Source organism: Vibrio genomosp. F10 str. 9ZD137 (genome assembly GCF_049974785.1).
Classification (GTDB): Bacteria; Pseudomonadota; Gammaproteobacteria; order Enterobacterales; family Vibrionaceae; genus Vibrio.
On record NZ_JBNGCJ010000331.1, the window covers coordinates 1 to 7,417 of the forward strand.

At 43.2% G+C, this 7,417-nt stretch carries 5 protein-coding genes and 1 pseudogene; 2 read left to right on the forward strand and 4 right to left on the reverse strand.

Annotated elements, in window-relative coordinates:
* Positions 1 to 138 (forward strand): annotated as a pseudogene (locus ACP45E_RS06810) (DTW domain-containing protein); the annotation flags it as partial.
* A gap of 21 nt (positions 139 to 159) precedes the next feature.
* Here ACP45E_RS06810 and ACP45E_RS06815 read toward each other — a convergent pair.
* From ACP45E_RS06815 to ACP45E_RS06830, 4 genes are all read right to left on the reverse strand, one after another.
* The gene (locus tag ACP45E_RS06815; RefSeq protein ID WP_017036951.1) at positions 160 to 1,479 is read right to left on the reverse strand and encodes an anti-phage deoxyguanosine triphosphatase; all 1,320 of its coding nucleotides are present in this window, start codon (positions 1,477 to 1,479) and stop codon (positions 160 to 162) included.
* A gap of 78 nt (positions 1,480 to 1,557) precedes the next feature.
* A complete protein-coding gene (locus ACP45E_RS06820) occupies positions 1,558 to 4,053 on the reverse strand; it encodes a bifunctional diguanylate cyclase/phosphodiesterase (RefSeq protein ID WP_241801565.1) in 2,496 nt (831 codons plus the stop codon).
* 78 nt (positions 4,054 to 4,131) lie between these two features.
* Entirely contained in the window at positions 4,132 to 4,746 is a 615-nt protein-coding gene (yfbR, locus tag ACP45E_RS06825) for a 5'-deoxynucleotidase (RefSeq protein ID WP_017034029.1), read from the reverse strand.
* A 241-nt stretch (positions 4,747 to 4,987) separates the two neighbouring features.
* Positions 4,988 to 6,202, reverse strand: a complete 1,215-nt coding sequence (locus ACP45E_RS06830; RefSeq protein ID WP_017034028.1) for a pyridoxal phosphate-dependent aminotransferase — start codon at positions 6,200 to 6,202, stop codon at positions 4,988 to 4,990.
* 217 nt (positions 6,203 to 6,419) lie between these two features.
* Between ACP45E_RS06830 and ACP45E_RS06835 the strand changes: the two genes are divergently transcribed.
* Positions 6,420 to 7,417, forward strand: a 998-nt coding sequence (locus tag ACP45E_RS06835) for an isochorismate synthase (protein WP_069584828.1), incomplete at its 3' end; no start/stop codon positions are given.

Here is a 7,417-nt window from a genome sequence, read left to right on the forward strand (position 1 = left end):
CACTTACTCAGTATCTTGCAGCCAGAGCAAGATTTCTCACCGCTACTGGCCACTTTTGACAACATGATTCAGTTTCAAATAGATCAGATGCCAGAAGGGGTTTTCGAGCGAAATTATCTCCGTAGCCTTAACGACTAGCTTAGTCTGTAGCTTTTCACTCTATGTGTTGGAAAACAATTGTTGATGAAGCCGCTGCGCGTGGCCATCGGTCATTGCGGAAATATAGTCAGCGATCACTCGCAGCTTTTGGCTAGGGTCTCCTTTCGAGAGTTGCCACTTACTTTTTTCAACGTCAGGAAGTAGGCGTTCCGCGTTGGTACTGAGCGCTTCAAACAAATCCATAATAATTTGCTGGCCCTTGTATTCTACAATCTGTACTTGCGGAATTTGAATCACGTACTGGCTGACAAAGTGCTTTAAAATATTCAGCGCTTTACTCATATTTACATCTAAATACGCATTATAGGCCAGTAACTGGGTCTCAAAATCAGCATCGACGGATTGAATGGTGACACTGGTGAGTAGTGCGTTCACCATGCCGCCGATAGCGTCTTTACGTTGGTGGTGTTTTCCTGAGAATAGCATCTCAGTAATTGAGGCAATATGCGCTTCAAACCAAGGCTCTCCGCATTCTGATAATCGACTGGCTGCGGCTTCTACCCATTGGTTTCGATTAATCATGCCAAGTGCAATGGCATCTTCAAGATCATGAACACCATAGGCTATATCATCAGCCAATTCCATGATGGAGCAATCTAAAGATTTGAAACGAGTTTTGCTGTGTTGGTGGCTCGATAAAGGGGCGCTGCGAAGTTCGCACAGTAACGCCTGATCTTTTTTTGAAAGGGGTTTGATAACCCAATCAAAGAAATGCTTATCGCAGTCATAAATACCTTTAGCAGGAAGCCAGTCGGTTGCTTTTAAGCGGCGCTGATCAAAGGTGGCTTTAGGCTTTGCTTTGGCTTGAGTTTGGCTCAAAAAGGCCGGGTACTTAATCAGCCCCAATAAGGCTCTGCGAGACAAGTTCATACCAAAATGTTCGGTATAAGGTTCGAGCTGAGTGACAATGCGGAAGGTCTGCGCATTACCCTCAAATCCACCATGATCACGCATCATATAATTGAGAGCGATTTCGCCTCCGTGTCCATAGGGAGGGTGCCCAATATCATGCGCTAAACAGAGAGAATCGATAAGGCTGTCTGAGGGAAGTAAGTCTTTAAATTTGGACTGTTTCTTTTTCAACTGAGCGACAATGCCAGTGCCGAGTTGTGCCGCTTCTAAGGAATGAGTCAAGCGGGTGCGGTGAAAGTCATCCACACTATTACCATGTACCTGAGTTTTAGCCTGTAGTCGCCTAAACGCCGCAGAATGTAAAATTCGCGCTCGATCACGTTGGTATGGGCTTCGGTGATCATCGCGCCTAATTTTATGTTCATCATCGTGTCTATCTTGCCAAAGAGGGCTGATCTCTGTATCCATGCCTACCGTCCTTTTTCCTGGATGCTTATCACCGAAATACATGGCTCCCGATTGCGATAATAACAATAGCGTTCACCTCTAAGCTAATGTACGGTCATTCCGGTAGTTTACAAGCTCATTCATAAGGATAGGTTTAGAAAAATAGTATCCTTGACCTAAATTACATTGGTATTCATTGAGTTTTTGGTATTGCTCTAAAGACTCAATACCTTCTGCGACTACTTTTAACGAGTGTGAATCACCAATTGCGATAATGGCTTTAATCAAGGCGTCACTTTGCTTGCTGACCAATAGCTTATCGATGAAACTTCGGTCGATCTTTATCTCCGTTATTGGCAAATTAGACAGGTAGCTGAGTGATGAGAACCCAGTACCAAAATCATCCAAAGAAATAGAGAATTGACTCTCGCGAAGTTGTTTGAGTATCGGCGTCACTATCTCCAAATCATTAATCAACACATTTTCAGTGATTTCTACCGTGATTCGGTGTCGATCAATACCCAGTTTATCCACCGTTGATGTTAAATCGTGAATGAAGTTTTTGGCGATCAGTTGGCTAGGTGACACATTGATTGACAGAGCAAGGCTGTCATCACCATTTGGATAGTGATTGATGATCTCTTGGCACGAGCGTTCAATAACAAACAGGCCCACTTCGTGGATAAGCCCGATCTCTTCGGCTTTTCGGATAAGCTCAACAGGGGACACATGACCAAGCAGCGGATTATTCCAGCGAATCAGTGCTTCAACACTCTGTAACTTCCCTGTGTTTAAGTCGATTTGTGGTTGGTACACCATGTAGAGTTCCCCAAGTTTTAGAGCGCAGCGAAGCTCATTCTCAAGGCTTAATTCATACTGGACTTGGCGGTTAATAGACTCATCATAAAATAATACGTTCCCTTTCTTACGGGCTTTTGATGTGTAAAGTGCCGTATCGGCTTTGGCAATAAGATCTTCTGCGTCACGAGCATCTTGCGGGTAGATGGAGACACCCACACTGCAACTCGATGAAATAACTTTACCGGCGATAAGGAACTCTTCCTGGAAGATCTGACAAATCTCGAGACCTCGATTTTCCGCTTCTAAGACATTAGAAAGGTTAGAAAAACAGAAGACGAATTCATCGCCACCAAACCGAGCCACGATTTCATTCTGGTTAAGCAAGGTTTCAAATTTCGCCCCTATTTGCGCCAAAAGTTGGTCGCCAGTTGAATGCCCAAAGGCATCATTGACTTTCTTAAAATCATCGAGGTCAACAAACATGATGGCGGTGTATTTTCCATTCCCTTGACACTGCTTAATTTGCTGATTAATAAAATCGATGAGGAAGACCCTATTGGGCAGTTTAGTTAAGCTATCGTGAAGCGCGAGATATTGAAGCTGATTTTTGGTTTCTTCTAACTCGTGGAAATCTTGGTTAATCTTATGTTGTAAGCGTAAAAATCGACGGCCAACCGTATTACCAATAAATAAAGACAGAGCCGCCAATACTAGAGAAACCACGACGCCTAGAAAAGTGATCTTCAATACTTCTTCCGAATTTTTTTGCTGGATCAACGCTTCTCTTTCTGCAAGAAAACTGTCTATTTTTTCGGTATACACACCCGTGCCGATTACCCAGTCCCAATCGGGCAGGTAACTCACATAGCTGAGTTTATCGGGGGTCATGGTGCCAACAGGGGTATAACTGGATTGGTATTCGACAAAGCCGCCGCCATTACGCGCTTGATTAATCAGTTCCTGTACGTAATACGTTCCGTTACCATCTTGGGCATCCAATCTATCTACCCCTATCAGGGATTGGTTGGGATGCGAGATCAATTCGCCTTTACTGTTCATAATAAAGATGTAACCACCTTCACCATAACTATAATCTGAAAACCGCTGTATTAGACGATGTTGAATATCCTCTTCAACATCCACAACATACTCACCAGCACCGATGAACCAGTCAAAGGGCTTAAATAGTGAGAGGTAGCCGATTTTATCAAATTCCTGATCAATGGCGTCGGGCTTAACCCACCACCAGCGGTGAAATGCTTGGGTTTGTGTTTGTGCTAGCTCTGCCGAGTCTCTGATGACATAGGCGCCGCGGGCATCTTGCAAATCCCAAAGCGATTTTCCTTCAACATGAGGCAAAATGGGGTGCATAACATTGGTGCCATCGAGCTGATAGATGAAAAAGTATCCGCGATCGTTATTAAAGCGTATCGGCCTTAGAGCATCGGTGATCATTTTACTGACGATGGATTTGTCGAGGTGTTGGTTTTGAGCATAAATATTATTTGCCGCAGCTACTACTTCATCAACCCGGTTTTTGATATCGTTTTTTAGGATGTTCTCTGTGTTTGATTTTTCAAACTCAATTTGTTCTATGACATTCGCCACTCGGTATTGGATTGTGTCACGCTGTGTTTGATAAAACCCAGTATGAAGGGTGGCAAGATCTTCTTTTAAGGCCGTTCGATTGGCTGATAACACGATAGTAATGAGTACCAGAAGAGAAAGCCCAATGATGACCATTGGTAAGTACTTAATTAACCGCAGTAATTTTTGGTCGCTCGTTATTGACACATAATACCTATAAATTTGTAATCAAAGTTTTTAGTGATTAATCAAAGTGTAGCTAAGTCTTACCCAAACGGTGGACAATTACGTTATTTCGTCCAGTGATAATTCAAAACTTGGAGCGAAGGTATTCAAAAAATAGATCATCTCTTCGGTTCGTCGTTCTTTTAGTGTGATATCAAGGCGCTTTTTTGCTAGTGCGTATTCATGGTTGCCGGCACTGAGTTCTTCTAAACATTTAAGATAAGCACAGATTGTATCTGCTTGTTTGACGATCGCCGCGTCTTCAGGGTGTGCTTTTTGGGTGACAAGGTAGGGAGCGAAGTCTTGTTGAAACTCCTCTGGTAGCATCGATAACAATTTTTTTTCTGCTGCCGCTTCGATTTTTTTATATTCCTTGGCTATTTCTTCGTTGTAATACTTAACAGGGGTGGGGAGGTCGCCAGTGAGTACTTCGCTGGTGTCATGGTACATTCCCAAAATGGCGATGCGTTCCGGGTTGAGTTGACCATTGAACTTTTTATTTTTAATCACGGCGAGAGCATGGGCGACAAACCCAACTTGAAGGCTATGCTCGGAAATGTTTTCGGTTGAAATCGAACGCATTAACGGCCAGCGTTGAATCAGTTTCATACGAGCGAGATGCGCGAAAAAGTGGCTTTCTTTTGGGGAATCATTCTCTTTCATAATAATAAACATCCTTGAATATCATTAAATTATCCTGAGCTTAGGGAGCTAGGGCGTGTGGATCTTTCGCGGTTAACTTTTGTAAAAATCAGCTCGAAAGATCCACACTTCCTAGACTATATGAACTTCACCTAAACAAAAATGGACACTCTCTCAGTCTATGAAAAAGTATCCATTTAGAAACACCGAAATGGGATGTATCGCTACGGTAGCCCATATACTTGCTGGCTTATGTACTTATTAGCCTGTGTACTTACTGGCTATAGGTTGAAAGGAATCGTTCAAATCGTCCGATGGCGATTTCTAGGTCTTCAACATGAGGCAGAGTGACGATTCGGAAGTGGTCCGGTTTTGGCCAATTAAAGCCAGTTCCCTGTACCAACAATACTTTTTCTTGAATCAAGAAGTCGAGTACCATCTTTTGATCATCTTTGATGCGGTATTTTTTGGTGTCAATTTTCGGGAACAGATACATTGCCCCTTTTGGCTTAACGCAAGAAACGCCTGGGATTTGGTTAATCAGTTCCCATGCTTTGTCACGTTGCTCTAATAAACGTCCACCTGGCAAAATAAGCTCATTGATACTCTGGTACCCACCAAGTGCTGTTTGAATCGCATGTTGCATCGGCACATTGGCACACAAACGCATGGAAGCGAGCATTTCTAAGCCCGAAATATAGCCTTTAGCAAGATGCTTAGGCCCAGTTAAGAACATCCAACCGCCACGGAAGCCACAGACTCGATACGCTTTTGATAGCCCATTAAAGGTCACAACCAGAACATCCTCTGTGAGCGTCGCCACAGAAGTGTGAGTGGCACCATCGTAGAGAACTTTGTCGTAAATCTCATCAGCGAAAATGATCAGCTTGTGCTTACGGGCAATTTCAATCACTTCCAGTAAAAAATCACGGCTATAAACCGCGCCAGTGGGGTTGTTTGGATTAATTAAAACAATGCCACGTGTTTTAGGCCCAATCTTCTTTTTTATATCGTCAAGATCCGGGTACCAGTCAGATTCTTCGTCACAGAGATAATGGACGGCCTTACCCCCAGAAAGAGCAACAGAAGCGGTCCATAAAGGGTAATCAGGCGCCGGTACTAGCATTTCATCGCCATTATTGAGTAACGCCTGCATCGCCATGACAATCAACTCAGACACACCATTGCCAATGTAGACATCTTCCACATCCAAAGAGTGGATGCCTTTCCGTTGGTAATGTTGAACCACGGCTTTACGCGCAGAGTAAATGCCTTTCGAATCACAATACCCTTGAGAGGTCGGAAGATTACGAATAACATCAACAAGAATTTCATCTGGGGCATCGAAACCAAATGGGGCGGGATTACCAATATTAAGTTTAAGAATTTTATGCCCCTCTTCTTCCATGCGTTTAGCATGTTTGAGTACTGGACCCCTAATGTCGTAGCAGACATTATCGAGTTTCGATGACATCTCGATATTTTGCATTGCATAATCCCTAAAAATGATTCAAATCTATATTTAAAGTATCTCAATTTCGGGTTTGATAGAATGAAAATCTGGTATTTATTTTGGTGATGATTGATCTTTGTACGTTTCTTATCACAGGAATATGTAAAAATAGAGCTACAGCCTTGATTTGAACGGAGTCTGTAAATAAAGTAGCCGTCTAATAATAGCAATATCATCGATATACGAGGTTGAATTGTCTTCTTTTCATCAAGCAGTTTGTGAACTTATTGAACGTGTAAAGTGCGCCAAAGAAGGTGAAGTACGTCTAGTTCAAGTTCTTGAGGAAAACCCGAACATTGCTTTTATCGACTGGTTGGAAGCGCAACCTATTTTTCCCAAATTCTATTGGCAATCGAGAGACACTCGTGAAGAAGTGGTTGCACTGGGGCAGTTGTACACATTTTCGGATCCAGCCCCCGCTTATGCGATATTAGGTGAGGATCAACGAATTTGGGGTGGGCGTTCTTTTGATGGTAACACTGAAAAAAATCGTCGATGTATGCCGTCCTTTTTCTTTCTGCCGCAAATAGAGCTGATTCGTTTTGATGATTCCTGGGCGCTTGCCGTCAATATCACACCTGATAACAATAGAACGCTAACGTCACTACGCAAACTTCAGTGCGATGTGGTGCCCTTGCCGTCATTATCCTCACATACTAATCATATTGATCATACGCCAACGGAGCATGAGTGGCAGCACTTGGTGGATAAAGTGCTTGATGGTATTGAGTCAGGTGACTTTAAAAAGGTGGTATTGGCAAGAAAGACGGTGCTTCAATTAGATAAGCCGGTCAGCGCAGCGCAATTGCTCAAAGCAAGCTATAACCAGAATCACCATAGCTTTCATTTTTTGATGTCTCTTGACCAGAAGCATAGCTTCATGGGTTCAACACCAGAACGTTTATATTCTCGATTCGACCAAGAGCTGCATACCGAAGCATTGGCCGGTACGATTGGCCGAGGAGTCAACGCCACACAAGATATGCAATTGGCGAATTGGTTGGCGCAAGATGAAAAGAATTTGAATGAAAATCAATATGTGGTTGATGATATTGTCGAACGATTAACCCCTCATTCGGAAGAGATTCATGTGGAGCAAGATGCACGCTTGATTCGATTACGAAAAGTGCAGCATTTGAAGCGCAGCATTCGGGCTCATTTAACGAAAGGAACCAACGGGGTTCAGTTGCT

What these genes read in the sequence shown, in the direction of transcription:
- ACP45E_RS06815 (WP_017036951.1), bottom strand. Translation starts at nt 1,479, where the DNA reads ATGGATACAGAGATCAGCCCTCTTTGGCAAGATAGACACGATGATGAA.
- yfbR (WP_017034029.1), bottom strand. Translation starts at nt 4,746, where the DNA reads ATGTTTATTATTATGAAAGAGAATGATTCCCCAAAAGAAAGCCACTTT.
- ACP45E_RS06830 (WP_017034028.1), bottom strand. Translation starts at nt 6,202, where the DNA reads ATGCAAAATATCGAGATGTCATCGAAACTCGATAATGTCTGCTACGAC.